Raw genomic sequence first — 25,490 nt, forward strand, 5'->3', positions numbered from 1 at the left:
TTTCTAATCATTTTTAAGCGCCTTTTTATTTAATGTCCTTGACACGGGGTCCACATTAAGATGTTCAATAGAACATCTTTTTTTAATTTCTCATGTATTCCCTTACAACATTGATTATTCACTTTATTTATATTATTATTTTAATGAATGAATTTACATTATTTGAGAAAGAGGTGGATAGTAGTTTATGTCAGTCGATAATACTGAGAAGAAAAAGACATTCAAACCTCACCGTTCTAAAAGAAGATTCCCTTCTACACATCATAATGTTAAAACACAGGGAACAAAGATATTCGCATTAGGCGGTTTAAATGAGGTTGGTAAGAATACTTACTGTATTGAATGTAATGATGAAATGATTATTATTGATGCAGGTGTTAAGTTTGCATCTGAAGGTCTTCCTGGGATTGATTATGTTATTCCAGATTATACTTATTTAAGAAAGAATAATAAAAAGATCAAGGGATTATTTATTACACATGGTCATGAAGACCATATTGGGGGTATTCCTTTCTTATTAAGACTAGTGAATATACCATTTATTTATGCTTCTCCATTGGCTTGTGCCATGATTAGAAGAAAACTAGAGGAACATCATCTTACACATGTAACTAAGATGATTCCTATTAACCATGAAAGTTCTATCAAAACTAAATATTTTAATATTGGTTTCTTTAATACAAACCACTCCATTCCTGAATCTATGGGGATTATTGTGAATACACCTGATGGTCGTATTGTAGAAACAGGAGACTTTAAGTTTGATTTATCTCCAGTTGCTAATCCTGCTGATTATCAGATTATGAGTTTCTTAGGTGAAACAGGTGTTGATTTATTAATGAGTGATAGTACGAATGCTGAAGTTCCTACATTCTCTATTAGTGAAAAGACTGTTGCAGGACAGGTACAGGAAGAATTTAGAAAAACTGAAGGACGTATTATTGTTGCAACATTCGCATCTAATATACATAGAGTACAGCAGATTGTAGAAGCTGCTGTTAAGTTTAATCGTAAGATTCTTGTATATGGACGTTCAATGGTCAACAATATTGATGTTGCAAGAAAGATGGGTTATATCAAATGTCCTGATCGTTTCTTTATTAAGAATGATGAAGCAAAACATCTTCCTGATAATGAAATACTAATTCTATGTACTGGATCTCAGGGTGAGGCACTTGCTGCATTAAATAGAATTGCGAATGGTACACATCGTCAGATTAAGATCAAACCTGGTGATACTGTATTATTCTCATCTAACCCTATTCCTGGTAACCAATCTTCTGTATCACGTTTAATTAATAAGTTATATCGTTCTGGAGCAAGAGTTCTAGAAAACTCTATGATCAGTAACCTTCATACTTCTGGACATGCTTCCCAAGAAGAACAGAAGCTCATGATGCTTCTTACTAAACCTAAATACTTCTTCCCAGTTCATGGTGAACATAAAATGCTTTGTATACATAAAAAATTATATGAAGAAGTAGGTGGAAAGCCTGATCATGCATTTGTATTAAGTAATGGGGATTGTTTATGCTTAAAGGATCATGAGATATTCCAGACAAGAAGCGTACATGCAGATGATATTTATGTAGATGGTAATGATTTAACAGGTTTATCTACAGCGGTATTACATGACCGCCAGATTTTAAGTGAAGATGGCATGGTTGCAGTACTTATTAGTATGGATTCTCATGCAGGTATTTTACTTCATAAACCAGTTATTATGAGCCGTGGATTTGTTTATATGAAAGATAGTAAACCTATGATTTATGGAGCAGAAATGGCTGTGGATCGTAAGCTACGTGCTTTATTGCAGGAAAAAACAACATTTGGTGAAATTAAGAATACAATCAGAGAAACATTAACATCTTATTTCTATACTAAGACAAAGAGAAGACCGATGATTATTCCTGTCATCATGAATAAGAAATAATGAAGAAAAAGAAAATTATTCGTACTGGTATTCTTGCAATTATTGTTTTCGCATTGGTGTTGTTTGGTGGTTATACATGTCTCTTTTCTAGAACACATTATTCTTTTACAAGAATGACTTATAGTAATGGATTATTACCTGATGGTTTTAAAAACTTTAAGATTGTAGATTTATCCGATATACATATTACTACATCCAAAGATATTGATCGTTTTGAACAGATTGTCGATGAGATTGAAGATCAAAGCTATGATATGGTTGTTTTTACTGGTGATCTGTATGAAAGTAAACCTATTCAAGATGCTAGAGTACAGAAAATCTTAAAGAAACTTCAACCAGATTATGGTAAGTTTGCAGTACTTGGTGATGAAGATCATGCACATGCTGAAGAAGTGACTAATATCCTTAATGAAGGTGGATTTGAAGTACTTAATAACAGTGCTCGTACCATTCATTATCGTAATAGTTCTTTTACCCTTTATGGACAATCTATTAATAGTCAGGAAGAAATACCTGCTTCTGACGGGTTTGTCTTAACTTTAAGTCATTATCCTGATAGTTTTAGTCAAAATAAAGGACATACACATTTACAGTTATCTGGACATAGTAATGGTGGTACTATCTGGTTCCCTGGTATTGGTCCACTTGTAAAGTGTAATAATGCGACTACTTATAATCATGGAAGTTATAAAGAAAGTGGTTCTGAACTAATTGTAAGTAATGGTATAGCACCACGTCATAACTATCATTTTAAAGTATTATGTGAAAATGAGATTATTATGATTACATTCGAGTAGGGATTTTAATCCTTACTCTTTTCTTTTACTTTCATATAAGGAATAAGATTGGTAAAATAGAGATAGGGAAATGAGGTGATTCCCATGAAAACAAAGAAGAGCTATATCTTGAATATTGCATTAATTCTTGTGATTAGTGGTATATCTTTATACTTATCAGTAGGTTCTGAAGTCTCTACTGTATTTAAAACAATTACTACAGCGCATCCTTTTTGGCTATTCATCTTATGTTTTATTATGTTTATATATTATGTATTTGATGGACTCGCTACAATGATCTTTGCGCGTTTTTATAAGAAAGACTTTACTCTTAAAGAAGGTTTTGTGAATGGACTTGTAGGTACTTTGTTTAGTGGTTTAACTCCTTCTTCTTCAGGAGGACAGTTCGCCCAGGTGTTTGTATTTAATAACCAGGGGATTTCCCCTGCTATTTCTACAAGTATCTTACTCATGTGCTTTATTAGTTATCAAATAGTGATCATGGGCTTTACTGCAGTGATTATGATTGTGGATTCAGCCTACTTCTTAGATAAAGGTGTAGGTGTATCTTCTATGGCAGCCGTTGGATTTCTTATTAATGCAGTTGTCACTCTTCTATTATTTGCAGGTGCTAAGAGCAAGAAGTTCCAGAACTTTATAGTAGATAAAGTAGTCTATCTCCTTTCTAAAACACCACTTATAAAAGATTATGAATCAACATGCTTTAGAATTCAGAATTACTTTGGTGAATTTAGAGAACAGATGAATGTATTACAGAAAAATAAAAAAGCTTTATTACAGACAGTATTATGTAATATTGTGAAACTTACTATTATCTACTCTACGCCATTCTTTTCGTGTCTTGCTTTAGGAATAAAAGTACCAGTTACCCTATTTGTACAGTTCTTAGGACTGGCTTCTATTATTAATTTAATTAATACATTCCTCCCTATTCCTGGTGCATCAGGTGGTAGTGAAGGATGTTATATGATCTTATTTGGTTTCTTAGGAAGAGCTAATGCTTCTAGTTCTATGTTCTTATGGCGTTTCTTCTCTTTCTATTTTGGATTAACACTTGGTATGATCACATTTATCGTTGCGAAGGATACAAAACGAAAAGACGATTAAGTCACTCTTAGGAGTGGCTTTTTTGTGCACTTTTATTCAATCTGTCTAAAAATGAATTAGCACTCTCCTTGACAATATGCTAATAAGAACTATAATACTCTTAGCAATCAGATAAAGAGAGTGCTAATAAGGAGGAATAATTATGTTGAAACCTTTAAATAAGAATATCGTATTAAAGAAAGAAGAAGTAGAAAATAAGACAGCTAGTGGTATTATTCTCACTACTGAAACAAAGAGTCTTCCTACTGTTGGAGAAGTTGTGGCAGTAGGTCCACAATGTGAAAATGATTTAAAAGAAAAAGATCGTGTTGTATTCAAGGAATACTCAGGTACAAAAGTTAAACTTGATGGTGTTGAATATATTGTGATAGACGAGAAAGATGTTCTCGCATGTATTGAATAGGAGGAATAAGCTATGAGTAAAGAAATACGTTTTTCTAGTGATGCACGTCAATCAATGTTGAAGGGTGTGAATACTCTTGCTGATGCAGTGAGTGTCACACTTGGTCCTAAAGGTAGAAATGTAGTATTAGAGAAGAGTTATGGTTCTCCTTTAATTACGAATGATGGTGTTTCTATTGCCAAGGAAATAGAATTAGAAGATCATTTTGAAAATATGGGTGCAAAACTTGTATATGAAGTAGCCAATAATACAAATGATATTGCAGGTGATGGTACAACAACTGCTACAATTCTTGCAAGAGATATGATTGTGAATGGTATGAAGCAGGTTGAAAAAGGTGCAAACCCTGTACTTATGAGAGAAGGTATTGAAAGAGCTTCTAAAGCAGTGGCAGAAGTATTATTAAAAAATTCTCATAAGGTAGAAACAAGCAGGGATATTGCCTCTGTTGCAACTATTTCTTCTTCTAATAGTCATATTGGTGAATTGATTGCTCAGGCAATGGAAAAAGTTGGTAGAGATGGTATTATCAACGTAGATGAATCTAATAGTTTTGATGATGAATTAGAAGTCAATGAAGGTATGCAGTATGATAAGGGTTATGTATCTCCTTATTTTGTAAGTGATACAGATAAGATGGAAGTTGAAATGGATAACCCACTCATCTTAGTCACTAATCAGAAGATTACTAATTTGCAAGAAATACTTCCAGTACTTGAACAGGTATTAAAGGCTAATAAACCATTATTACTTATTGCTGAAGATTATGAGAATGAAGCGATTTCTTCTCTTGTATTGAACAAGTTAAGAGGTGCCTTTAATGTCGTAGCAACTAAGGCTCCAGGATTTGGTGATAAACAGAAAGAAATGTTGGAGGATATTGCAGTATTAACTGGTGCTAAATTCTACAACAAAGACCTTAATATGAAGCTTTCTGATTTAACTATTGAAGATCTTGGTACAATCAAGAAAGTGATTGTAAAGAAAGACAATACGACTCTTATTGGTCATAGTTCAAGTGAAGCAGTGAATAACCGTGTTGAAGAATTAAAGACACAATTAACTCATACTAAGAGTGATTATGAAAAGAAGACACTAAAAGAACGTATTGGTAAATTATCTAACGGTGTTGCAACAATTAAAGTCGGTGCTACAACTGAAGCAGAATTAAAAGAAAAGAAATTAAGAATTGAAGATGCTCTTAATGCGACTAAGGCCGCTGTAGATGAAGGTATCGTTGTTGGTGGTGGTGCTGCGTTAGTAGAAGCCTATGAAGAATTAAAGAATCAGGTCAGAGATACGAATGTAGATATCCAGAAGGGTATTAACGTAGTCATGAATTCTTTATTTGCGCCTCTTACTCAGATTGCAATCAATGCTGGTTATGATGAAGAAGAAATTGTATCTATCCAAAAGACTGCTGAAAAGGACTTTGGATTTGATGCAAAGACAGGTGACTGGGTTAATATGTTTGAAGCAGGAATTATTGATCCAACTAAGGTCACTCGTAGCGCATTATTAAATGCCGCTAGTATTTCAGCCCTGTTCTTAACAACTGAAGCAGGTGTAGCAGAACTTCCTAAAAAGGAAGAACCACAACAGCCTGTTATGCCACAAGGTGGCATGTATTAAAAAAAAAAGCCAGAAATGGCTTTTTTTATTACTTACAAAATTGATATGTTAGTTCTCCTAAAATCTGAATACCTTTTTCGATATTCTCCATAGAAGCAGCTGAGAAGTTCATACGAATAGATTGACATGGCTTAGTACTATCTACCATGAATTCATTACCTGGTACGATGGCTACATGCTTCTTAATAGAAGCCTGAACGAATTCTGGCATACTGACTCCATCAGGTAGATCAAACCATATAAACATACCGCCTTCTGGTTCAATGACATGAATAGAAGGATGGAAATACTTCTTGATCATCTCTAACATGAAGTTACATTTCTTTGCATAAAGAGACTGCAAATGTTTAATATGTGCATCCATATCTGTTTCTCTTAAGAAAGCATCCATCATATATTGTGAAAGATTGTTTGTATGGTTATCTCCTGATTGTTTAGCCATAAAGAGCTTAGAGATAATATCTTTACTTGCACAGATGATTCCTGTACGCATACCTGGTGAGATAATCTTAGAAAGACTGGCTGCATAAACAACACGATGGTCTTGATCTAAAGATTTAATAGAAGGGACTTCTTCTCCTGTAATACGCAAATAACCATAAGGGTTATCTTCTAGAATAACTACATCATACTTTACTGCAAGGTTATAGATTTCTTTTCTTTTTTCTAGAGATGTTGTGACTCCGGTAGGATTCTGGAAGTTAGGAATTGTATAGAATACCTTTGGTCCTTTTTTAAAGGCTTCTTCTAGTTCTTTTAGATTTACACCATCTTCTTCTAAAGAAACACCAAGCAGCTTTGCCCCATTACATTTAAATGAGTTTAAAGCACCTAAATAACTTGGGTTCTCTACAACAACATAATCCCCTTCATCACAGAATATCTTAGACACAAGATCTAAGCCCTGCTGTGATCCTGTTGTAATAATAATATCATCATCACTTGTGCATATACATTCATGCTTATTAATGAATGACTTAGAAGATTCTATTAAACCTGTATAACCCTGGGCAGAGCCATACTGCAAAACTTCATAAGTCTTTTCTTGAAGAATCTTATGTCCTACTTCTTCTAGCTTTTCCTGTGGAATAGCTTCTGGATCAGGGAATCCACTCGCAAAACTAATATACTCTACCGTACCATTCTCACTTGCATCAGCCATGACACTTCTAATGGCTGATTTTTTTACGTAATTCATCTTATCTGCGTATCTCATATATGTCACTCCATTCACTTTTTTCTCATTCTACTACTATTATTTAAAAATACCTAATTATTTTTTATGTCTGCGTAAGTTATGATCTGAATATCGTGATCCTTGATGAACTGTTTGAATTCATCACTCTTAAGTAATTCTAATTCCTTGATACGATTCATATTGTAGCTAGATACGTTCATGAGTCTTTCATCAACTAAAGCAGGATGACAAACAAGTTCTACTGTATCATAGCCTTCAGTTGAACAAATTTCTTTAAATGTTTCAAAGCTTACACCATCTTTATAGAATTCACAACGTGCTGGGAAGTAGTTTTCATCCACATATCTTGTTTGTCTAATAGGAAGGTTATATTCCTTGGCAAGACGCTTGATGACTTCTAATTGTCTATGTTCCATATGCACATAGTGATGAGAATCTAGATGTGTAGGAAGATGTCCTGTGTGTGCGATAAAAGCTTCTATCTGTGCTTTCCATTCTTCATAGACTTCATCTGGTTCTCCATCTGGGAATTCATCTTCATAGGCACTTGGTCTTAAGAAGTTCCCCTCTTCATCTGTATAGCTTTTCTTGCCAGGTAATAATGGTTTACCAGCAGTTAAAGTTAAATGAACACCAATTCCTAGATTTGGATATGCCTTTGCCTTGTCTAGAGCCCATAAAGCATATGGCATATTCATCATCACTGTAGTGGAACTTACAAGTCCCTGCTCGTGTGCAAGTAGGATACCTAGGGAGTTTCCTTCACACATACCGAAATCATCAGCATTGATAATTAATTTTTTGATCATACTTTTCACCTCTATAATCCATTGTACTAAATATTATAAGAACAGTCACACATAACGACAAAATGATGTATAATACAAGACAAAAGGAGAAGGTTATGAAAAATACAATTACTGGATATACAGGTTTATATGGGGTTGTCGCAAATCCTATTAAACATTCTTTTTCACCAATGATGCATAATACTGCATTTCAAACATTAGGTATTAATGATGTTTATCTTGCATTTGAAGTGACTAAAGATCAGTTAGATGACTATATTACGTCTGTTAAGACATTACCTATTAAGGGATACAATATTTCTATGCCTTATAAACAGGATATGATGAAATATATGGATGAACTCACAACACAGGCAAGACTTGCAAAGAGTATCAATACTGTAAAGAATGAGAATGGTAAACTCATTGGTCATATTACTGATGGAGAAGGTTTTGTGATGGCCTGCCGTGATAAAGGATGGGGTATTGCGAAGCATAAGATTGTAGTGCTTGGTGCTGGTGGTGCAGCAAGTGCAATTATTATTTCTCTTGCTTTGGCTGGTGCTAAAGAAATTGTGGTTTATAATCGTTCTGATAAGCCATTTATTAAAGAACTTAATAAAAAATTAAACTGCCCTATTACTTTAAAGAAAATTGATCAGGAAAGTATTAAGGAAGATTTAAAGGATACTTATTTATTAGTCAATACAACAAATGTTGGTATGGCCCCTCATCCTGAAGGATGTATTATTGAGAGTGCTGATATGTTACCTGATGGTTTAAAAGTAGCTGATATTATTTATAACCCTAAGGAAACAAAGCTATTAAGTTATGCAAGACAAAGAGGTCTTGATTATATGAATGGGGAACGTATGATTGTCTATCAGGGTGCATGTTCTTTTAAGTTTTGGACAGGAAAGGATATGCCTATTCATGAAGTCAAAGTCGCATTAGGAATGGAGGAAAGCGAATGAAAGAGATTGTAGTTGCAACAACAAACAAAGGGAAACTTAAAGAGATTTCCGCAATGTTGGAAAAGTTAGGGATTGAAGTAAAGTCTATTAAAGATGTATTAGGTTATAATCCTGATATTGAAGAAACAGGGACTACTTTTACTGAAAATGCAGTGATTAAAGCTGAAACAGTGATGAATATGATTCATATGCCTACTCTTGCAGATGATTCTGGTTTAGAAGTAGATGCATTAGATAAACAGCCTGGTATTTATTCTTCTCGTTTTATGGGTGAAGATACAAGTTATGATATTAAGAATCAGTGGATTATTGATGCTGTAAAGGATAAAGAAGATAAGACAGCACGTTTCGTATGTGCGATGGCTTTGGCTATTCCTGGTGAAGAAACAAAGACTTTCTTAGGTACTTTTGAAGGAAAAATCAATGATTGTATTGATGGTGAAAATGGCTTTGGTTATGATCCTATTTTCTATTATCCACCATTAAAGAAGACTTCTGCAGTGATGACTATGGAAGAAAAGAATAAAGTCTCTCATCGTGCAAAGGCATTAAAGGCTTTATATGATTATTTAGAGGAGGAACATAAGTAATGAATCATGTTGTATTAGTACATCCTGCGATTCCACAAAATACAGGTAATATTATGAGAACATGTGCAGCGACACATACACCTTTACATATTATTAAACCTACAGGGTTTAAGTTAAATGATCCAAGAATGAAAAGAGCCGTTATGGATTATTTTGATCACCTCACTTTTAAAGTGTATGAAAACTTTGAAGAGTTTGAAAAAGAGAATCCTGGTATTTATCATTTCTTTACACGTTATTCTAAGAAAGTTTATAGTGAAGATGATTTTAAACAGGAAGGTGAACATTATCTTTTCTTTGGTCATGAGCATGATGGTATTCCTCATGATATCTTAAAGAAGTATATTGATGATTGTGTACGTATTCCTATGTATGGAGATTCACGTAGTTTGAACTTATCTAATACTGTAGCCATTGGTGTTTATGAAGCATTAAGACAGCAGGGTTATCCTGATCTATCTACAGTAGAAGTTCAAAAGGGAGAAGACTTCTTATACAATGAAGAAATTTAAAGGTATTCTTTTAACTATATGTTTGACCTTTTTGATTATTGATTGTGCTATTCTCTTAGTCACATTTGTGCCTGTACTCTATCCTTCTTCACTAATAGCCTCTAATATTGGGGTAAGTGAAAAGATAGTAAGAGAAAGTTATATGACAATTATTCACTATTTAAGTCTATTCTCACATAAAGCACTTTCTACTCCTGCTTTTCCTATGACTAAAAATACAGCTTTTCATTTTTATGAAGTGAAGGTATTAATGAATCGTTTAGAAGTAATTGGATTAGTGGTACTAATTGGAACTATCTATCTCATCTACTCTACAGTCAAAGAGAACGATTATAGATCTTTTAAGTGGGCAGGATTCACTACTTTAGGACTCGTATTTATTGTAGGTGGAACAGCCTATGTTGATTTTGACGGGGCATTCACAATGATGCATCATATCCTTTTCAACAATAACTACTGGCTGATCAATCCTGATATTGATCCTATTATCAATATTTTTCCTGAAAGTTATTTTGTGACATTAGGAATTGCCTTATTTAGTTTAATTGGAATAGGTGTTCTTATTAATTTAGGTATATATTTCAAACATATTAATTGCATTAATACAAATAAATGAGTATAATTTATGAAAAATAGACACGAGGTTCTCGTGTCTTTTCATATGAAGGAGTTATAAATGAAAGAAATGATTAAAGACTTCTTAGATGAGTTATCTTCATCTTCACCTACTCCTGGTGGTGGAGGTGCTTCAGGACTAGTAGGCGCTATTGGATGTGCTTTAGGACTCATGGTAGGTAACTTAACTGTAGGTAAGAAGAAATATAAAGATGTAGAAGATGAAATAAGAGAAATCATAGAGAAGTTAGAAGACTTAAAGAAGAAGCTTGTCACTTCTGTAGATGATGATGCAGAAAACTTTAAGCCTCTTGCAGAGGCTTATAGACTTCCTAAGAATACTGAGGAAGAAAAGAAACATAAAGAGTTTGTGATGGAGTCATGTTTATTGGATGCATCTCTTGTACCATTACAGATCATGGATTTAAGTTATCAGTCTTTGAAGTTATTTTCTACTTTAAATGAGAAAGGTTCAGTGATGGCAATCAGTGATGTAGGTGTTGGTGTACAATGTCTACGTAGTGCGTTGACTGGCTCTATTATGAATGTCTATATTAATACGAAGTCTATGAAGAATAGAGAAATGGCTGAGAAGATGAATAAACGTGCTGAGAAGCTATTAGTTGAAGGGCAACTGCTTGCAGATAAAATAACTAATAGTGTTATTAAAAAGTTAGGAGGAACATCATGTTAGAGTTAAGAGGAAAAAAAGTTTCTGATGGAATTAAAGAATATGTATCAAAAGAGTTAGAAACATTAACTTTTGTACCTAAGCTTGCGATTGTGAGAGTGGGTGAAAATCCCGATGATATGAGTTATGAACGTGGAGCAACTAAGAAATTAAAGTCATTTGGTTTAGATGTGGCTTCTTATGTTTTCCCACAGGATATTAGCGATGAAGATTTCAAGAAAGCTTTTAAAGATATTAATGAAGATGATGAAGTGACAGGAATCTTATTATTAAGACCACTTCCTCGTACTATTAATGAAAAAGATATTGAAAATATGATTGATCCTAAAAAGGATTTAGATGGTATTTCTCCTATTAATATTGCGAAGGTGTTTGCAGGAGATACAACTGGATTTTCTCCATGTACTGCAGAAGCAGTTATTGAAGTATTAAAGGCATATGATATTGAGTTAACAGGTAAAAGAGTGACAGTCGTAGGAAGAAGTATGGTTGTAGGTAAACCTGTATCCATGCTGCTTCTTAAAGAGAATGCGACAGTCACTATGACTCATACAAGAACTGTTGATTTAAAGAAGACATGTTCTGATGCAGAGATCGTGATTGCAGCTGCAGGACGTGCAAAGATGTTAAATAGTGATTATTGTGGACAGGATGCCGTGATGATTGATGTAGGAATCAATGTGGATGAGAATGGTAAACTATGTGGTGATGTAGACTATGCGACTCTTGATGGCAAAGCCTCTGCAGCTACCCCTGTTCCTGGTGGTGTTGGTACTGTCACAACCGCAGTACTTGCAAAACATTTAATCCAGGCAGCTAAAATGCGTTAAAGACCTCTTTCGAGGTCTTTTTTTCGTATAATAAAAGACAGCTTTCGCTGTCTTTGCACACAATTTTATTAATCAAAGAATTTGTATTCTTCAAAGTAAGCCTGTGGATGGTTACAAGCTGGACATACTGTAGGAGCTTCTAAAGATTCTACTACAAATCCACAATTGTTACATTTCCATAGTACTTTATGATCTTTCTTGAATACTGTGCCGTCTTCAATCTGTTTAGCAAGTTTTAAGTATCTTTCTTCATGCATCTTTTCAGCCATCGCAATTGCTCTTAAGATAGCTGCGATTTCAGGTAATCCTTCTTCTTCAGCTTTCTTAGCGAATTCTGGATACATATGTGTCCATTCTTCATTTTCACCAGCAGCTGCAGCTTTTAAGTTTTCTACAGTTGTACCCATTAATACTGGGAATTCACCTGCAACAGGTAATGTTTCGCCCTGAGCAGCAGTGTTCATAAGCTTCATTAAACGTTTCGCATGTTCTTTTTCCTGGTTAGCAGTTTCTTCAAAGATTTTAGACACTTCTACATAACCTTCTTTTTTCGCAATACTAGACCAGAAAGTATAACGATTTCTTGCTTGTGATTCACCTGCAAATGCAGCCATTAAATTTTTTAATGTTTCAGTTCCCTTTAAATTAGACATCTTCTTTATCCTCCTTCATATTCTTACAATCATTACAGATTCCTTGAAATAACATATCAACATGTGTGAGGTGTACTTGATCTAGTTCTTCTATATCATGAACAAGTTCATCAAATGCACCATGTGGAATATGTATATCCACAATCTTTCCACATTTTGAACATACCATATGATGATGTGGTGTCACATTACCATCGTAATGTACAGTCACACCATCAATATTTAATTTTCTGATATACCCATTTTCGACTAAAACATTCAGATTACGATAAACAGTACCTAGTGATATATCCGGAATGATTCTTCTTACATGAGAATAAATAACTTCTGCTGTAGGATGCGTATGATCATTCACAAGCATATCATATATCGTATCTCGCTGCTTAGATCTTCTAAGTTTTGTCTCCGCCATATGTCCTCCTCTCCTAATCAGTAATGATTACTAATATTAGTATACTATTTACTACTAAGAATGCAAGCCAGATGCATTATTTTGACAAAATTGTATGTATAAGTGTATAGAAATCATTGGTTGCATAAACAAGAGGATCAATTACATACACAGGAACAGAGACAATGGACTCTATATCCCCTTTTAAATGCATGACTGAAGGGGATAAATAAAGTGCATCATAGTCTCCTTCTACTTCTTCTAATGAAGAAAGGCTTACTGATTCTACTTCTAGATTAGATTTTTCTATTGTCAGACTTTCTTTCATTAAACCAATTAAATAACTAGAAGAAAAACCATCCTGGTCTACAATTCCTACTTTCACATGTTTAGGATCTGCATCCCTTAAAAAGACAACCATAAAATCTCTATAATAAGATAAGAACTGGGATAAGCTCTTTAAAGTATAATGGAGATAGAAATAAATTTCTTTTCCTTCTTCATCTGTGATTTGTTCCTCTATTATGCCATTATGCCAGACAGTTAAAAAAGCAACACGATTCTTTAAATAAAAACGTACAGTATGATAGTTTTTAGTATCTTCAATAATGTCACATCTGACATTTTTCATATTCTTTCTTGTATAGTAATAAGACCATTTAAAAACAATCATTAAATAGGTCTTTTGATAAAATTCATCCATATCCCTCACCTATAATAATCATATCATAATTCAACTATTTTTTTTGATGATTATGTTCTGTTTTGCATTCCTTTTTGGGTATGATAAAATGTATTTGAGAGGCAGGTGAGTATTAGTGAAGAGAATTTTTGTCATGTCTGATTTACATGGACAATTTGTGTTATTGCAGCTGATGCTCAATAAGATTCAATTCACTGATGAAGATGAGTTATATATCCTAGGTGATATTATGGATCGTGGTCCTAATTCAATTGATATATATTACTTTGTGAAAGCAATGCCTAATGTTCATATGATCAAGGGTAATCATGAAATCATGATGAGACAATCTTTAGCAGCCAGCTTAAAATATAATGATTTAGATTCTGATTTGAATAATGCATATCGTTTATGGAAACAAAATGGTGCCACAGGTACTGTAAATAGTATAAGAGAGTTCTTACAGAAGGATTCTATTCCTTATGAGGAATATTTTGATATAAAGAAAGAGTTTGTACAGGAAATTATTGATTTCATTGATAGTCTACCTAACTATATAGAACTTGATTATCAGGGTAAGCATTATGTAATGGTGCATGCAGGAGTGGATCCTGAGGTAACCAATATAGAAGATAGTGATCCTGAATTACTTGCCTGGATTAGAGAATATTTCTATATGAATCCATGTAATCCTGAATATACTTATATATTTGGTCATACGCCTTTATGTTATGTGAATGATGATCATTCTTTTAATATCTGGTATGATCCTGATTATCATAATAAGATTGGTATTGATGGAGGACTCGCTGTGGCAGATAGAGGACAATTAAATTGTTTATGCTTAACAGATGGGACATCTTATAAGATACCTTATAAGGATGGTCAGCCAGGAGAATTACAACGCATTATAAAAGATTTAAAGTAAAACGGAAGGGCCCCCTTCCGTTTATTTGTTTTCTATAGTGAGTAATGTTTTATTTTCTGATAACAAATGTGTTTTAATATCTTCGGGAATATGATCATCAGTAATGATTGTATCAATACGTTCTTTTAACTGAAGAGGTACTACACCATGTGAATTGAACTTTTCACTTTCAGTTAAGACAATAATATGTTCTGCCTGTTCAGCCATATCTCTGACAGCCTGCGCACGTAAATGATCACTATTTGTGAAACCTACACGAGGATTATAACCATCGGCACCAATAAATAACTGGTCTACGCAGAAGTTTTGAGCACATTGTGCCACGATAGGTCCTACCATAACCTGTGAATCTTTCTGGTAAGCACCACCTAGAAGAATCACATTGGTATTCTTTTTATCGCGAATATACCCTGCAATAAAAGCACTGTTAGTCACAATAGTAACATCTAGTTTCTCTGATGCAATCGTATCTGCAAGAATCGCACAGCAGCTCCCACTTTCAATCATAATGGTATCCCCATCATGAATAAGTTCTGCAGCCTTTTTCGCAATTCTTTTCTTTATTTCATAATGATACGCTAAGCGTCCATTGATATCATCTTTATTCGCAAGGATGGCATAGCCATGTCCTCTTTTAATAATCCCTTTTTCTTCAAGCGCATCTAAGTCTTTACGTATAGTGACATTGGATACCCCAAGTATTTGAGATAATTCATTGACTTCTATTTTATTTTCTTTTGTAAGTAGTTCTAATATTTTGTTATAGCGGTCTTTCATAGATTACCTCCGCACTCATTATATTAATCTAGAAGAAACAATTTAAGCCACACTTGATGAACTCATTTTGATAATCTACTAAATCTTCAGGATGTAATGCTTCCACTTCGTGAAGCTTATAGTCTTTACCGAGTAGCTTATATTTGTTTTCACCAAATTGATGGAATGGAAGAAGCTGTACATCTTTCGCACCTGCATCTTTAATACATGATGCAAGTTCTTTCGCATCTTCTAATGTTTCATTAAAGCCAGGAATAACAGGTATTCTAGGTAATACATTCAGTCCCTGTTCAATAGCCCATTTGAAGTTCTTTTGAATGACTTCATTTGTGACATGTGTTCCCTTCTTATGCTTTATTGGATCAGCCTGTTTTACATCAAATAATAAGAGATCAAATAAAGGAGCTGCTTTCTTAAACTTCTCATGATCCACAATACCTGTTGTTTCAATCGCAAGATGAAGTCCTTTTTCTTTTAATGCATGGACAAGAGCCATCATGAAATCATATTGCACCATGGCTTCTCCACCAGATAAAGTGACACCACCATTAGATTCTTCATAGAAATCAATATCCTGCATACATATATCAACAACTTCTTCTACTGTCTTGATTTCACCTTCCTGTGTTAAAGCTTTCCCAGGGCAGGCTTTGACACATTCCATACAATGATCACATGTTTTATGATCAATTCGAATCAAGCCATCTTCCATCTTTATAGCCCCTTTAGGACAGGTATGTACACATGTTTCACAACGGAGACATTTCTCATTATTGTATAAAACCTGAGGACTCACTGCCTGACTCTCAGGATTGGCACACCATTCACATCTTAATGGACATCCTTTAAAAAACACTGTTGTACGAATACCAGGTCCATCATGAATACTAAATTTCTGTATATTAAATATAATTCCTTCCATCTCATATCCCTCTTTTCGCTTCTATCCTATCATTTCTACTTATGTTTCGCAACACAAAAGTTTCATTTGAAAGTTTATAATATTTTTTTCATAATTTGTAGTTGACTAATAACACTTTTATGCGTATGATGTGCTTGTAATGAAAGTCATAAAACTTACGTATGAAACTTTAGGAGGAACAATGATGGAAAATACTCAGCATTTTGGTCAGTTAACTGAAAGAATGAAAGCTTTCAGAGAAGAAGTATTAGATGAAAAGCCTTATGTAGATGGAGAACGTGCTGTTCTTGCAACTGAGGCTTATAAGGAAAACTTAAATCAGCCACGTGTCATGGTTCGTGCAAGAATGTTGAAGAAGATTCTTGAAAACATGTCTATCTATATTGAAGATAAAACACTTATTGTAGGTAACCAGTCTACAAAAAATTGTAATGCACCAGTATTCCCTGAATATACAATGAAGTTCATCATGGATGAATTAGATCTTTTTGAAAAGAGAGATGGTGATGTATTCTATATTACTGAAGAAACAAAACAGCAGTTAAGAGATATTGCCCCTTTCTGGGAAAATAATAACCTACGTGCAAGAGGTGAAGCTTTACTACCTGATGAAGTGAGTGTATTTATGGAAACAGGTGTATTTGGCATGGAAGGTAAGTTGAATGCCGGGGATGCACATCTTGCAGTTAATTATGAACGTATTCTTGCACAGGGCTTAAAGGGTTATGAAGCTTATACAAGAGAAATGAAAGAAAAGCTTGATTTGGCTCAGCCAGATAGTGTTGATAAGTATATGTTCTATAATTCAGTTTTAACTGTTATTGAAGCAGTGCATACATTTGCTCTTCGTTATAGTTCTCTTGCAAAGGAAATGGCAGAAAAAGAAACAAATCCTGCAAGAAAAGAAGAATTATTAGAAATAAGCAGAATTTGTGCAAAGGTGCCTTATGAACCAGCACATTCATTCCGTGAAGCAGTACAGTCTGTATGGTTTATTCAGTTGATTCTTCAAATTGAATCAAATGGTCATTCATTAAGTTATGGTCGTTTTGATCAGTATATGTATCCTTACTATATTAAAGATATCTATGAAAAGAAGATCACTGAAGAAGAAGCATTAGAACTTCTTACTTGTTTATGGATCAAGACACTCACAGTCAATAAGGTACGTTCACAGGCTCATACATTAAGCTCAGCTGGTTCTCCAATGTATCAGAATGTCACTATTGGTGGTCAGACTACTGATAAGAAGGATGCAGTAAATGAATTAAGTTTTGCGGTATTAAAATCAGTGGCTCAGACAAGACTCACTCAGCCTAACTTAACTGTACGTTATCATGCAAACCTCAATAAACATTTCTTTGATGAATGTATTGAAGTAATGAAACTAGGATTTGGTATGCCAGCCTTAAATAATGATGAAATCATTATTCCTTCATTTATTAACTGGGGTGTTAAGGAAGAAGATGCTTATAATTATAGTGCTATCGGATGTGTAGAAACAGCTGTTCCTGGTAAATGGGGATATCGTTGTACAGGTATGTCTTATGTCAACTTCCCAAGAGTATTATTATGTACAATGAATAATGGTGTTGACTTAACTACAAACAAACGTTTCACTAAGGGCCATGGTTACTTTACTGAAATGGAAACATATGAAGATTTACTTGCAGCATGGGATAAAACAGTTAGAGAAATGACACGTTATAGTGTTATTGTAGAAAACTTTATTGATAAGGCATCTGAAAGAGATGTACCTGATATTCTATGTTCTGCATTGACCGATGACTGTATTGGTAGAGGTAAGACTATCAAAGAAGGTGGTGCAGTGTATGACTTCATTTCAGGTCTTCAGGTCGGTATTGCGAATATGGCAAACAGCTTAGCAGCTATCAAGAAGCTTGTTTATGATGAAAAGAAGATTACAAGAGAACAGTTATGGAATGCAATCTTAGATGATTTCCAGTCACCTGAAAATAAGAAGATTCAGGAAATGTTGAATGATGAAGCACCTAAGTATGGTAATGATGATGATTATGCAGATAACTTAATTGTAGAAGCATATGATTCTTATATTGATGAAATCAAAAAGTATCCAAATACTCGTTATAACAGAGGTCCTATTGGTGGTATCCGTTATGCAGGTACTTCTTCAATTAGTGCCAATGTAGGTCAGGGTATGGGTACAATGGCTACTCCTGATGGAAGAAATGCACATGAACCACTCGCTGAAGGATGTTCTCCAGCACATAACACAGATAAGAATGGTCCTACTGCAGTATTCAAGAGTATATCTAAACTTCGTACTGAAAAGATCACAGGAGGCGTACTTCTTAACCAGAAGATGACACCACAAATGCTTTCTACAGAAGAAAATAAACAGAAACTAGAATTATTGATTCGTACATTCTTTAATCGTCTTCATGGTTACCATGTACAATACAACATCGTTTCTAAGGAAACTTTAATAGATGCACAAAAGCATCCAGAAAATCATAAAGACTTAATTGTACGTGTTGCAGGATATAGTGCATTCTTCAATGTATTATCTAAAGCAACTCAGGATGATATTATCGGTAGAACTGAACAGAGTTTATAGGAGGAAAAAAACAATGGAATTTATTATTGATACAGTAGATTTAGAAGAAATTAGAGATGCAGTGGATCACTTACCAATCGTAGGTGTTACTAGTAACCCAAGTATTGTAAAGAAGACAAGCCCAAAGGATTTCTTTGGACATATGAGAGAAATCAGAAAAATCATTGGTGATGAACGTTCTTTACATATTCAGGTTATTGCGACAGAAGCAGATGAAATTGTGAAAGAAGCACATAAGATTTTTGAAGAAGTAGATGACAAGGTATATGTAAAGGTACCTACTACTTATGAAGGTGTTAAGGCAATGAAAATCTTAAAGGCTGAAGGTAAAAATGTAACTGCCACAGCTGTTTATGATTTGATGCAGGCTTATATGGCACTCGCAGCAGGTGCTGATTATATTGCGCCTTATACAAATAGAATTGGAAACTTAGGAAATGATCCTTTTGAATTAATGGCTCATTTATCTAATAGAATCGTAGAAGATGGTTATGACTGCAAGATTCTTGCTGCAAGCTTCAAGGGTGTACAGCAGGTAAGAGATGCATTTAATGCAGGTAGTCAGGCTGTCACTGCGCCAGTAAGCGTATTAAAGGCAATCTTTGAAAATCCAAGCATTTCTAAAGCTGTAACTGATTTCAATAATGATTGGTATTCAGTATACGGAGAAGACAAAGGTCTTTGTGATATGTAAACAATGAGGAGAAAATTCTCCTCATTGTTTTTTTCATGTTCTATAATAGAAATAGGAGCGTGATAAGATGAGCAAAATGATTGGTGCACCAACAAGATATAGACAAGGTAAAGATGAATTAAAATGTCTTGGGGATGATTTAAAAGATTATAAAAGAATAGTTGTAATTACAAGTGAAAACTTGAAAGAGATGTTTATACCTCAGATAGAGGAAAGCTTACATGAACAGGAAATGACTGTTGTATTGTTTCAAAATGAATGTAGTATGAGTGAGATTGAAAAAATACAACATATTGTAGAAGAAACGAATAGTGAAGTAATTGTCGGTGTAGGTGGAGGAAAGGTATTAGATACGACTAAAGCATGTGGTTATTATGCGAAAAAGCCTATTGTCGTTATACCTACTGCAGCAAGTACAGATGCCCCATGTTCTTCTTTATCAGTGATTTATCATGATGATCATACATTTGATCATTATTTATATTTACCTAAGAGTCCAGATCAAGTGATTGTGGATACACAGGTCATTGCGAATGCCCCAGTAAGATTACTGAGAGCGGGTATTGGTGATGCATTTAGTACTTATTTTGAAGCAAAGGCTTGTTATGTGAGTCATAGTGAGAATTGTCTTCATAGTCAGGTGACAAGAAGTGCTTTCGCAATATCTAAGGCTTGTTTTGATATTGTCTATTCTTATGGATTACAGGCTGTAGAAGATTGTAAGCAGCATAAAGTCACAGAAGCACTAGAAAATGTGATAGAAGCTAATATTTATTTAAGTGGCATTGGTTTTGAATCTGGTGGAGAAGCAGTCGGTCATGGCCTGCATAATGCGTTCACTCTTATTCCTGAAACAAATAGTAAGATGCATGGTGAAAAAGTGGCTTTTTGTACACTTGTACAATTGGTATTAGAGAATACTCCTAAGGATACATTAAAGAGCTATTATGAGTTCTTAGAAGCATTAGAGTTACCTACTACACTTTCTGATTTAGGGATGAAAGAAGTAGATGAAGAAGCATTAATGCATGTATGCTTAGAAGCAATAAAAGAAGGTTCTACGACATTAAATATGCCTTTTGAAGTGACTTCAAAGAATTTATTAGAAGCTATTATCAAAGCAGATCAATATGGACAGAAATGGAAAACCTCTGGAAAGTAATCCAGAGGCTTTTCTATTAGAAATACAATTTTGCGATAATCGCAATTAGAACGATAATGATAACTACAAGACTATATGCCACTGTCATCGCGCCATAGCCTTGCCAATCTTTTTGAAGTTCTTTTGTCTTTTCTTCTGAAATGACGCGTTTCTTTTTACTCATAATCATCATCCTTTCTTTCAAGTTTTATATCTATTTATATTATATACTACTTGTTAATTAACATATATATATCGCACTTTTTTAAAAAAATTATTAATATAAAAAGCTATCAAATGATAGCTCTAAAATTTCATTACTTCTAAATCATCAGGAACATATATATTTCCTGTATAATAGTGTACACCTTCTGCCTTGTAGAGTTCTTTACGATTGTCTACATGATCATCTTCTGTATGATAGAGTACAAGATTCTTAATATGAAGTTTTTGCGCAAGTTCACAGGCATCTTTCACTGTTGAATGATGTTTTTCATAAGGATGTCTGAAGTCTCTTTCTTCATATAAACAGAATGCTTCATGCAAGAGTACATCCGCATTCTCTGCAAAGACTTTCTCTTCTTCACAATAAGGTTCATCACCACAGCATGTGAGTTTCTTACCATCATATTCCATCATAAAGCCAAACTGTTTGGCTTTAGTTGAATGAATATCAAAGAAAGTGACTGGATGTCCCATAATTTCTTTAGTTTCTTGATCCTTCACTTCTACTAAGTGAAGTCTTTTTCCAATTAATGCACTCTGTTTTGGTACAAGAAGTGTATCAGCCATATCCTTTAAAATATGAATGACTTCATCATGACCATAGATATAAGCATCACCTTCATATTTACCTGCATTCATGAACTGTGTAATCATACGCATCATCCAGACCATTCCTAGTAGATGGTCAATATGCTTATGTGTTAAAAAGATATGCTTCATATCCTTCCAATCATATCCTACATTTTTTAGCTGAGTTAGGATTTGGTTTCCTCCTCCTGCATCAACCATAAAGTATTGATGGTTGTCTTCTAAGACAAAACATGTGTTATAGATCTTAGTGACCAAGGCATTCCCCGTGCCTAGCATTGTTAGTTTCATGTTCTTCCTCCCAATAGTTTACTCTTATAACATATCAAATATGAAATAAGACCAGATATTCCGCCTACCATAATACCACCCAAAACATCTGTTGGATAGTGCACCATGAAATAATTACGACTTAGTCCCATTAATGCGACAAAGATAAAAACTAACCAGCTATATTTCTTATTGCATGTTAAGAATATACACATCATAACAGCCATAGTGGCTGTAGTATGTCCTGAAGGAAATGAGAATTCTTTATAATGTAAACCTCCTACATACTTCCACCAGTTATAGTATTCGTCTACACCGGATAAATAAGGACGATGACGTCCTATCGCATTCTTTAAAAAGAGACTTGTAAAGATAGCGCCTATCGCAAGACTAATGAGGATACATATACCGAGTTTTCTTGTCTTTTTAAAATAAATGAGTACCAGGGATAAAGCGATAAAGAAGATGCCGTTATCACCAAAATAAGAGATAAAGCGAAAGAATGGTGTGAGTGCACCATTTGTACTTTCAGCAAGATGATGAAGGAAATGAAGGAGTGTATAGTCATATAATTGTCCTAATTCTCTCATTTTCTCATCAAGTCCTTATCATCAATTGCGCTAATTACACGACATGGATTGCCTCCTGCAATCACAAATGGTGGAATATCATCCTTTACAACTGATCCTAGTTCAATAATAGATTCTCTATTGATCTTTACACCTGGATAAATCACTGTATTGGATCCAATGCATACTCCTTCATAAATACGTACTGGAAGTGTACTTTCTAATCCTTTTGCACGATCCTGGCTACTCGTTGGTGTAACTGATGTGAGTATTGTGACATTATATCCAATAGTCACATTATCACTAATAGACACTATTCCACTATCATCAATAAAGAGATTATCTTTAGAATAGAAGTTCTTCCCTAAAGAAATATTATAGCCATATGTACAATGAAAAGGTTGTTCAATAAAGGCTTCATTCCATTCATTTAATAGTTTATCTAGTATAAGATTGATATCATCTCTTTTAAGCGGTGAAAGATTGTTTAACTCATGACAAAGACTCTTACAATAAAGACGATCATTATAGAGTTCTTTTGAAAATGGCTGATAGAGTTCGCCTGAAATCATATCGCTTTTTGTATCATTCATTCTTTATTCCTCCTATAGTAATATTGAATCTGTTTGTATAATGCGCCACAATCATATGTCGCAAAGACCTGAGGATCAATCACACCTACATGTTTATGTGTCAATGTTTCTATCTCTTCTTTCTTATAACCCATTTGTGGTGCTAATAATACAACATCATAATAGAGACACTTCTTTTCTACAGTATGAACTGCTGCCCCTTCTATGATCAATGGGAGGTTGTTTTTTAAAATATAGTTCTGCATCTTTTCCTTAAAAAATCCTGATGTCATTCCCCCACTACAGCATAATATCACCTTCATTGGTTCGACTTTTTCTTCTATGAGTTTATTGATCATACATCGATAAAGTTCTAAGGCAATAGGAAATGTCGTTAATGGGAAGTGAAGATAGAAGATCTGTTTATCATCACTGATGATTTTTTCTTCTATCATACCTATATCATGAAAGTGAATAGATGCAGTGCGTGATTGATAAGTAATGTGATATTCATTGTCATTAAATTGTGTTTGAAAACGAGAATCATCTTTTAACTGGAAATAGAGATAACGTTTATAAACTTCTAGGTTTTCTTTTTGATAGAACGTATCAATCATGTTTGTATTCCTCTAGAAGCATTTTAAATGTATCAATATCTTCTTTGATGATATCAATAGAACTCTGCCAGAATGACTCATCTGTGAGATCTATATCAAGTGTTTTCGCAATATCTTCTAAATCCATCTTACCTGTGACTGAAAGGAATGTTTCATAATCCTCTGGGAAGTGTTCAGGATTTTTTTGATAACGTGCATAAAGTCCTTTCGCAAGCAATGAACCAAAGGCGTATGGGTAGTTATAGAATGAATAATCCGGATCATAATAGTGAGGTTTCCATGCCCACATATATGGATGGAGATAATTATGATCTAATCCATCACCATACGCTTCTATCTGTGCTTGAAGCATAATTTTCTTTGTTTCTTTAGCACTCACTGGCCCTTGTTTTCTTGCTTCAAAGAAGCGGCTTTCAAATAAGAAACGGGAATAAATATCACAGATCACCTGAATTGCATTACTTAATGTATTCTCTAATATCACAATCTTTTGAGTAGGTGTAGCTGATTTTAATGCACCTTTTCCAACTATTGTTTCACAGAAGTTAGAGGCTGTTTCTCCTATAGGCATTGGATAATGGGTATTCAATATTGTTTGATCACCTAAACATCTTCCATGGAAACCATGACCAAATTCATGGGCTACAGTAATCACATCAGAGAAATGATTTCCATAGTTGAATAAGAAACGACTTTGTTTCAAACTTCTAATATTTTCACAAAATGCACCACCGACTTTATTTTCTCTTGGATAAACATCAGCCCAATGATTCTTAATTGCATGAGTCGCAAAATCACCTAAATGTTTTGAGAATGTATAGAACTGATCAATGACAAACTGAGACCCTTTCTCAAATGAATATTCTTCATCATCTTCAACAACAGGCGCATAAAGTTCAAACCAAGGTAAGCCGTTCTGATAGCCTAGATAGTCTGCCTTAATTTTAAGGTATTCTCTTATTTCTGGCATATTCTTTTTCATAACAGAAAGTAATGTATTAAGAGTCTCCATCTTTAATCGTGATTTGATACATGATTCTTCTAATGGTGATTCATAACCTCTCAGTTTACTTGTATAGAGCACTTCTCCCTTGATTCCACTTAAACATGTCGCAATCGTTTCTTCATATGGTTTATAGGCATCTAGTTCTGCGAAATAAGCTTTCATTCTTGTCTGCTTATCTGGACTATGAGCCATGTTCAGTACTTTAGTCAAAGGATAATCATACCCATCTATATTCACTTTAATAGAAGATACAACCGCATCCTTATGCTTCATCCAAGCATAAGAACCTGTATTTTTCATATGAGCTATAATAGATTCTTCTTTTTCATCTAATACATACTTCTGTTTATTTTTAATTTCATGAAGAATATAAGCATGTTCCTGGATAAAAGGATCCTGACAACTATCTAAATCAAACTCCGCAATATAGGCATTATTCTTAATATCTTCTCCTATCATTGAGGCAGTTATATTATTTAATTGATCAAGATAATGTGTTGCCTCCGCATCATCTGTATGAGCCGATAAAGAAAGCTGTATAAAAAAATGTAGCCTTTCTATTCTCTTTTCAATTTCTATTTTTGTCTCTATTATTTTATGTAATGATGCTTCTGTTTTCTCACTTCTATAAGTAGGATAGTTCTTATTCAAATCTTTAAGCGTGTTTAAATCTTCTTGAAAATTTTTGTCTTGAAATGACGTATATAGGGCATCAAGATTCCATTCGTTCATGTTTTCCTCCATTTCCCCGCGCCTTCGTTGCGCGGACACAAATATATAATCAAA

Annotated in this window: 28 protein-coding genes; 15 read left to right on the forward strand and 13 right to left on the reverse strand. The window is 34.1% G+C overall.

Annotation, left to right across the window (positions count from 1 at the left end; translation table 11 throughout):
- The first annotated feature begins 187 nt into the window (after nucleotides 1–187).
- The 5 genes from rnjA (at nucleotide 188) to groL (ending at nucleotide 5,872) form a co-directional block, all read left to right on the forward strand.
- Entirely contained in the window at nucleotides 188–1,933 is a 1,746-nt protein-coding gene (gene rnjA / locus DW269_RS08150; protein WP_022425581.1) for a ribonuclease J1, read from the forward strand.
- Nucleotides 1,933–2,730 (forward strand): metallophosphoesterase, encoded by a 798-nt coding sequence (locus tag DW269_RS08155; protein ID WP_117459311.1) that lies wholly within the window; start codon nucleotides 1,933–1,935, stop codon nucleotides 2,728–2,730. Before rnjA ends, DW269_RS08155 begins: the two co-directional genes overlap by 1 nt.
- Before the next feature lie 84 nt (nucleotides 2,731–2,814).
- A complete protein-coding gene (locus DW269_RS08160) occupies nucleotides 2,815–3,837 on the forward strand; it encodes a lysylphosphatidylglycerol synthase transmembrane domain-containing protein (RefSeq protein WP_117459312.1) in 1,023 nt (340 codons plus the stop codon).
- A 142-nt stretch (nucleotides 3,838–3,979) separates the two neighbouring features.
- Nucleotides 3,980–4,240 (forward strand): co-chaperone GroES, encoded by a 261-nt coding sequence (locus DW269_RS08165; RefSeq protein WP_006504310.1) that lies wholly within the window; start codon nucleotides 3,980–3,982, stop codon nucleotides 4,238–4,240.
- 12 nt (nucleotides 4,241–4,252) lie between these two features.
- Nucleotides 4,253–5,872 (forward strand): chaperonin GroEL, encoded by a 1,620-nt coding sequence (gene groL / locus DW269_RS08170; protein WP_117459313.1) that lies wholly within the window; start codon nucleotides 4,253–4,255, stop codon nucleotides 5,870–5,872.
- Nucleotides 5,873–5,900: 28 nt separating this feature from the next.
- Here groL and DW269_RS08175 read toward each other — a convergent pair whose 3' ends face one another.
- Entirely contained in the window at nucleotides 5,901–7,088 is a 1,188-nt protein-coding gene (locus DW269_RS08175; protein ID WP_117459314.1) for a PLP-dependent aminotransferase family protein, read from the reverse strand.
- 53 nt (nucleotides 7,089–7,141) lie between these two features.
- A complete protein-coding gene (gene chbG, locus DW269_RS08180) occupies nucleotides 7,142–7,879 on the reverse strand; it encodes a chitin disaccharide deacetylase (protein ID WP_117459315.1) in 738 nt (245 codons plus the stop codon).
- A 95-nt stretch (nucleotides 7,880–7,974) separates the two neighbouring features.
- On the opposite strand from chbG, the gene aroE reads away from it, so the two are divergent.
- The 6 genes from aroE to DW269_RS08210 are packed head-to-tail and all read left to right on the forward strand — an operon-like array spanning nucleotide 7,975 to nucleotide 12,070.
- Nucleotides 7,975–8,832: a shikimate dehydrogenase gene (aroE, locus tag DW269_RS08185; protein WP_233502464.1), complete on the forward strand. Its 858-nt coding sequence runs from the start codon at nucleotides 7,975–7,977 to the stop codon at nucleotides 8,830–8,832.
- A complete protein-coding gene (locus tag DW269_RS08190) occupies nucleotides 8,829–9,422 on the forward strand; it encodes an XTP/dITP diphosphatase (RefSeq protein WP_117459317.1) in 594 nt (197 codons plus the stop codon). The genes aroE and DW269_RS08190 overlap by 4 nt, the downstream gene beginning before the upstream one ends.
- Entirely contained in the window at nucleotides 9,422–9,934 is a 513-nt protein-coding gene (locus DW269_RS08195; RefSeq protein WP_006504316.1) for a tRNA (cytidine(34)-2'-O)-methyltransferase, read from the forward strand. The genes DW269_RS08190 and DW269_RS08195 overlap by 1 nt, the downstream gene beginning before the upstream one ends.
- On the forward strand, nucleotides 9,921–10,550 hold the full coding sequence (locus DW269_RS08200; RefSeq protein WP_117459318.1) for a TIGR01906 family membrane protein: 630 nt from the start codon (nucleotides 9,921–9,923) through the stop codon (nucleotides 10,548–10,550). The genes DW269_RS08195 and DW269_RS08200 overlap by 14 nt, the downstream gene beginning before the upstream one ends.
- Before the next feature lie 60 nt (nucleotides 10,551–10,610).
- On the forward strand, nucleotides 10,611–11,243 hold the full coding sequence (locus DW269_RS08205) for a cyclodeaminase/cyclohydrolase family protein (RefSeq protein WP_117459319.1): 633 nt from the start codon (nucleotides 10,611–10,613) through the stop codon (nucleotides 11,241–11,243).
- Nucleotides 11,237–12,070 (forward strand): bifunctional 5,10-methylenetetrahydrofolate dehydrogenase/5,10-methenyltetrahydrofolate cyclohydrolase, encoded by an 834-nt coding sequence (locus DW269_RS08210; RefSeq protein WP_117459320.1) that lies wholly within the window; start codon nucleotides 11,237–11,239, stop codon nucleotides 12,068–12,070. The genes DW269_RS08205 and DW269_RS08210 overlap by 7 nt, the downstream gene beginning before the upstream one ends.
- Nucleotides 12,071–12,138: 68 nt before the next feature.
- Here the strand turns inward: DW269_RS08210 and rbr are convergent, their stop codons facing one another.
- The 3 genes from rbr to DW269_RS08225 form a co-directional block, all read right to left on the reverse strand.
- Nucleotides 12,139–12,723 (reverse strand): rubrerythrin, encoded by a 585-nt coding sequence (gene rbr / locus DW269_RS08215; protein ID WP_006504321.1) that lies wholly within the window; start codon nucleotides 12,721–12,723, stop codon nucleotides 12,139–12,141.
- Entirely contained in the window at nucleotides 12,716–13,135 is a 420-nt protein-coding gene (locus DW269_RS08220; RefSeq protein WP_117459321.1) for a Fur family transcriptional regulator, read from the reverse strand. The genes rbr and DW269_RS08220 overlap by 8 nt, the downstream gene beginning before the upstream one ends.
- Before the next feature lie 76 nt (nucleotides 13,136–13,211).
- A complete protein-coding gene (locus DW269_RS08225; RefSeq protein ID WP_117459322.1) occupies nucleotides 13,212–13,817 on the reverse strand; it encodes a PTS sugar transporter subunit IIB in 606 nt (201 codons plus the stop codon).
- A 115-nt stretch (nucleotides 13,818–13,932) separates the two neighbouring features.
- Between DW269_RS08225 and DW269_RS08230 the strand changes: the two genes are divergently transcribed.
- Nucleotides 13,933–14,724 (forward strand): metallophosphoesterase, encoded by a 792-nt coding sequence (locus DW269_RS08230; protein WP_226793534.1) that lies wholly within the window; start codon nucleotides 13,933–13,935, stop codon nucleotides 14,722–14,724.
- Between the two features lie 21 nt (nucleotides 14,725–14,745).
- On the opposite strand, the gene DW269_RS08235 is transcribed toward DW269_RS08230, so the two are convergent.
- Both DW269_RS08235 and DW269_RS08240 read right to left on the reverse strand, forming a co-directional pair.
- Nucleotides 14,746–15,501: a DeoR/GlpR family DNA-binding transcription regulator gene (locus tag DW269_RS08235; RefSeq protein WP_117459324.1), complete on the reverse strand. Its 756-nt coding sequence runs from the start codon at nucleotides 15,499–15,501 to the stop codon at nucleotides 14,746–14,748.
- 28 nt (nucleotides 15,502–15,529) lie between these two features.
- Complete coding sequence (locus tag DW269_RS08240) at nucleotides 15,530–16,423, reverse strand: glycyl-radical enzyme activating protein (protein WP_117459325.1); 894 nt, start codon at nucleotides 16,421–16,423, stop codon at nucleotides 15,530–15,532.
- 184 nt (nucleotides 16,424–16,607) lie between these two features.
- On the opposite strand from DW269_RS08240, the gene DW269_RS08245 reads away from it, so the two are divergent.
- The 3 genes from DW269_RS08245 (at nucleotide 16,608) to DW269_RS08255 (ending at nucleotide 20,878) form a co-directional block, all read left to right on the forward strand.
- Nucleotides 16,608–19,022, forward strand: a complete 2,415-nt coding sequence (locus tag DW269_RS08245) for a glycyl radical protein (protein ID WP_117459326.1) — start codon at nucleotides 16,608–16,610, stop codon at nucleotides 19,020–19,022.
- Between the two features lie 13 nt (nucleotides 19,023–19,035).
- Nucleotides 19,036–19,716 carry a fructose-6-phosphate aldolase gene (locus tag DW269_RS08250; RefSeq protein ID WP_117459327.1) on the forward strand — a complete coding sequence of 227 codons (681 nt, stop codon included), beginning with the start codon at nucleotides 19,036–19,038 and terminating at the stop codon, nucleotides 19,714–19,716.
- Between the two features lie 67 nt (nucleotides 19,717–19,783).
- A complete protein-coding gene (locus DW269_RS08255) occupies nucleotides 19,784–20,878 on the forward strand; it encodes a glycerol dehydrogenase (protein ID WP_117459328.1) in 1,095 nt (364 codons plus the stop codon).
- Between the two features lie 16 nt (nucleotides 20,879–20,894).
- On the opposite strand, the gene DW269_RS12630 is transcribed toward DW269_RS08255, so the two are convergent.
- The 6 genes from DW269_RS12630 to DW269_RS08280 all read right to left on the reverse strand — a co-directional run bounded on the left by DW269_RS12630 (nucleotide 20,895) and on the right by DW269_RS08280 (nucleotide 25,436).
- Nucleotides 20,895–21,041, reverse strand: a complete 147-nt coding sequence (locus DW269_RS12630; protein WP_022424163.1) for a hypothetical protein — start codon at nucleotides 21,039–21,041, stop codon at nucleotides 20,895–20,897.
- 122 nt (nucleotides 21,042–21,163) lie between these two features.
- A complete protein-coding gene (locus tag DW269_RS08260; RefSeq protein ID WP_117459329.1) occupies nucleotides 21,164–21,961 on the reverse strand; it encodes an MBL fold metallo-hydrolase in 798 nt (265 codons plus the stop codon).
- Nucleotides 21,958–22,530, reverse strand: a complete 573-nt coding sequence (locus tag DW269_RS08265; protein WP_117459330.1) for a phosphatase PAP2 family protein — start codon at nucleotides 22,528–22,530, stop codon at nucleotides 21,958–21,960. The genes DW269_RS08260 and DW269_RS08265 overlap by 4 nt, the downstream gene beginning before the upstream one ends.
- On the reverse strand, nucleotides 22,527–23,102 hold the full coding sequence (locus tag DW269_RS08270) for a sugar O-acetyltransferase (protein WP_117459331.1): 576 nt from the start codon (nucleotides 23,100–23,102) through the stop codon (nucleotides 22,527–22,529). Before DW269_RS08270 ends, DW269_RS08265 begins: the two co-directional genes overlap by 4 nt.
- Nucleotides 23,099–23,698 (reverse strand): PTS sugar transporter subunit IIB, encoded by a 600-nt coding sequence (locus DW269_RS08275; protein ID WP_117459332.1) that lies wholly within the window; start codon nucleotides 23,696–23,698, stop codon nucleotides 23,099–23,101. Before DW269_RS08275 ends, DW269_RS08270 begins: the two co-directional genes overlap by 4 nt.
- Nucleotides 23,691–25,436, reverse strand: coding sequence for a M3 family oligoendopeptidase (locus tag DW269_RS08280; RefSeq protein WP_117459333.1), 1,746 nt, complete (start codon nucleotides 25,434–25,436; stop codon nucleotides 23,691–23,693). Before DW269_RS08280 ends, DW269_RS08275 begins: the two co-directional genes overlap by 8 nt.
- Between the last annotated feature and the right edge of the window lie 54 nt (nucleotides 25,437–25,490).

The sequence above is a fragment of the Catenibacterium sp. AM22-6LB genome (assembly GCF_003435615.1).
GTDB lineage: Bacteria > Bacillota_I > Bacilli_A > Erysipelotrichales > Coprobacillaceae > Catenibacterium > Catenibacterium mitsuoka_A.

What these genes read in the sequence shown, in the direction of transcription:
- rnjA (WP_022425581.1), top strand. Translation starts at nt 188, where the DNA reads ATGTCAGTCGATAATACTGAGAAGAAAAAGACATTCAAACCTCACCGT.
- DW269_RS08155 (WP_117459311.1), top strand. Translation starts at nt 1,933, where the DNA reads ATGAAGAAAAAGAAAATTATTCGTACTGGTATTCTTGCAATTATTGTT.
- DW269_RS08160 (WP_117459312.1), top strand. Translation starts at nt 2,815, where the DNA reads ATGAAAACAAAGAAGAGCTATATCTTGAATATTGCATTAATTCTTGTG.
- DW269_RS08165 (WP_006504310.1), top strand. Translation starts at nt 3,980, where the DNA reads ATGTTGAAACCTTTAAATAAGAATATCGTATTAAAGAAAGAAGAAGTA.
- groL (WP_117459313.1), top strand. Translation starts at nt 4,253, where the DNA reads ATGAGTAAAGAAATACGTTTTTCTAGTGATGCACGTCAATCAATGTTG.
- DW269_RS08175 (WP_117459314.1), bottom strand. Translation starts at nt 7,088, where the DNA reads ATGAGATACGCAGATAAGATGAATTACGTAAAAAAATCAGCCATTAGA.
- chbG (WP_117459315.1), bottom strand. Translation starts at nt 7,879, where the DNA reads ATGATCAAAAAATTAATTATCAATGCTGATGATTTCGGTATGTGTGAA.
- aroE (WP_233502464.1), top strand. Translation starts at nt 7,975, where the DNA reads ATGAAAAATACAATTACTGGATATACAGGTTTATATGGGGTTGTCGCA.
- DW269_RS08190 (WP_117459317.1), top strand. Translation starts at nt 8,829, where the DNA reads ATGAAAGAGATTGTAGTTGCAACAACAAACAAAGGGAAACTTAAAGAG.
- DW269_RS08195 (WP_006504316.1), top strand. Translation starts at nt 9,422, where the DNA reads ATGAATCATGTTGTATTAGTACATCCTGCGATTCCACAAAATACAGGT.
- DW269_RS08200 (WP_117459318.1), top strand. Translation starts at nt 9,921, where the DNA reads ATGAAGAAATTTAAAGGTATTCTTTTAACTATATGTTTGACCTTTTTG.
- DW269_RS08205 (WP_117459319.1), top strand. Translation starts at nt 10,611, where the DNA reads ATGAAAGAAATGATTAAAGACTTCTTAGATGAGTTATCTTCATCTTCA.
- DW269_RS08210 (WP_117459320.1), top strand. Translation starts at nt 11,237, where the DNA reads ATGTTAGAGTTAAGAGGAAAAAAAGTTTCTGATGGAATTAAAGAATAT.
- rbr (WP_006504321.1), bottom strand. Translation starts at nt 12,723, where the DNA reads ATGTCTAATTTAAAGGGAACTGAAACATTAAAAAATTTAATGGCTGCA.
- DW269_RS08220 (WP_117459321.1), bottom strand. Translation starts at nt 13,135, where the DNA reads ATGGCGGAGACAAAACTTAGAAGATCTAAGCAGCGAGATACGATATAT.
- DW269_RS08225 (WP_117459322.1), bottom strand. Translation starts at nt 13,817, where the DNA reads ATGGATGAATTTTATCAAAAGACCTATTTAATGATTGTTTTTAAATGG.
- DW269_RS08235 (WP_117459324.1), bottom strand. Translation starts at nt 15,501, where the DNA reads ATGAAAGACCGCTATAACAAAATATTAGAACTACTTACAAAAGAAAAT.
- DW269_RS08240 (WP_117459325.1), bottom strand. Translation starts at nt 16,423, where the DNA reads ATGGAAGGAATTATATTTAATATACAGAAATTTAGTATTCATGATGGA.
- DW269_RS08245 (WP_117459326.1), top strand. Translation starts at nt 16,608, where the DNA reads ATGGAAAATACTCAGCATTTTGGTCAGTTAACTGAAAGAATGAAAGCT.
- DW269_RS08250 (WP_117459327.1), top strand. Translation starts at nt 19,036, where the DNA reads ATGGAATTTATTATTGATACAGTAGATTTAGAAGAAATTAGAGATGCA.
- DW269_RS08255 (WP_117459328.1), top strand. Translation starts at nt 19,784, where the DNA reads ATGAGCAAAATGATTGGTGCACCAACAAGATATAGACAAGGTAAAGAT.
- DW269_RS12630 (WP_022424163.1), bottom strand. Translation starts at nt 21,041, where the DNA reads ATGAGTAAAAAGAAACGCGTCATTTCAGAAGAAAAGACAAAAGAACTT.
- DW269_RS08260 (WP_117459329.1), bottom strand. Translation starts at nt 21,961, where the DNA reads ATGAAACTAACAATGCTAGGCACGGGGAATGCCTTGGTCACTAAGATC.
- DW269_RS08265 (WP_117459330.1), bottom strand. Translation starts at nt 22,530, where the DNA reads ATGAGAGAATTAGGACAATTATATGACTATACACTCCTTCATTTCCTT.
- DW269_RS08270 (WP_117459331.1), bottom strand. Translation starts at nt 23,102, where the DNA reads ATGAATGATACAAAAAGCGATATGATTTCAGGCGAACTCTATCAGCCA.
- DW269_RS08275 (WP_117459332.1), bottom strand. Translation starts at nt 23,698, where the DNA reads ATGATTGATACGTTCTATCAAAAAGAAAACCTAGAAGTTTATAAACGT.
- DW269_RS08280 (WP_117459333.1), bottom strand. Translation starts at nt 25,436, where the DNA reads ATGAACGAATGGAATCTTGATGCCCTATATACGTCATTTCAAGACAAA.